This window comes from Stenotrophomonas sp. 2YAF22 (assembly GCF_052114665.1).
Lineage (GTDB): Bacteria > Pseudomonadota > Gammaproteobacteria > Xanthomonadales > Xanthomonadaceae > Stenotrophomonas > Stenotrophomonas indicatrix.
This window is the reverse complement of the sequence record NZ_JBFRFE010000895.1, coordinates 1-1,172: the sequence shown is the minus strand read 5'-3', so window position 1 is coordinate 1,172 and position 1,172 is coordinate 1. Positions and strand designations below refer to the sequence as shown.

1 protein-coding gene is annotated in these 1,172 nt (G+C 64.9%); it reads right to left on the bottom strand.

Translation table 11 applies throughout. The annotated features are described in order from the left end of the window. Nucleotides 1-57 precede the first annotated feature (57 nt). Nucleotides 58-1,172 (bottom strand): oleate hydratase (locus AB4Y84_RS22070; protein ID WP_442250985.1); only part of this gene is annotated, 1,115 nt, incomplete at its 5' end.

Here is a 1,172-nt window from a genome sequence, read left to right as displayed (position 1 = left end):
GGCCACTGCAGCGCGAGACGCCGGGCATGGCCCGGCGCCCCCCGACGCCCCGCTCGCTCAGTCGTCCTGCACCAGCCCGAACTCGCGCAGCAGCCCACCAATCTGGGTCTTGTCCAGCTTGTTCATCAGCAGGTTGCGCAGGAACACCGGCCCCGGAATGTCCAGCTCCTTGCCATCGCGCAAGCGGCCGGTCGCGGCCAGCAGCGTGCGCACGTCGTAGGTCGAATTGAACACCTCCGGCACGCCGCGCTCGATGCCCAGCAGCGTGTACACCGCTTCCATCGGCGTGCGCACCGAATACTCGGTGGTGAAGATGCAGTCGCGCTGCTTCGATTCGGCGAACTGGCCGATGAAGGCAAAGTTCACCGCGCCCTCCGGCACCACGTCCGGGCGGTCACCGGCCTGGCGCGGCATGAAGAACGCGGTGATGTACGGCATCATCACCGGCACTGTCTTCGCCCCGGTCGCCGCCAGTTCGTCGATCTCCTCCATCGGCACACCCAGGTGGTACAGCCACTCGCAAGTGATCTCCTCGCCCGTGCAGTCCTGCATCGGCTTGTTCACGTAATCGCCGGGCGTATCCACGAACAGCGAATACACCCACACCACGATCTGGTCCTTCGGCTGGTTCTTGAAGTGCGGCTGGCGGTTCACCGTCCAGCTCATCAACCAGCGCGAATCGCGCACGCTCACGATGCCGCCGGTCACCACCTTGCCGCTGAACGGATCGCGCTTGGCAATCTTCTCGATGTACGCTGGAATGCGCGCGTCCAACGTGGTTACCGTCGCCGATTCCCACTTGGTTTCCGGTATATGCGCACCGAATACATCCGGGCGCCCGAACGCCGCATCCTTGGCCGCGATCCGTCGCCACAGGTCCCACGCCGGTGCAGGGCCTTCATTCAAGCGTGCGGCGGTGTGATGGTCGCCGTTGTCGGAATTCTCGGTCAGCGAGCCGATCGTCATGAACACCAGATCGTCCGCGCCCAGGTCCACGCCACCGGCCTGGCCGTCCCGCGTCCAGTGGATGCGCGTGGCCTGCTTGCGGCCCTCCTGCAGCGCGAAGTCCACATCGGTCACTTCAGTGCCGTACTGGAAACGCACGCCGCGCTCCTGCAGCCACTTCACCAGCGGCAGCACCAGCGATTCGTACTGGTTGTACTTGGTGAACT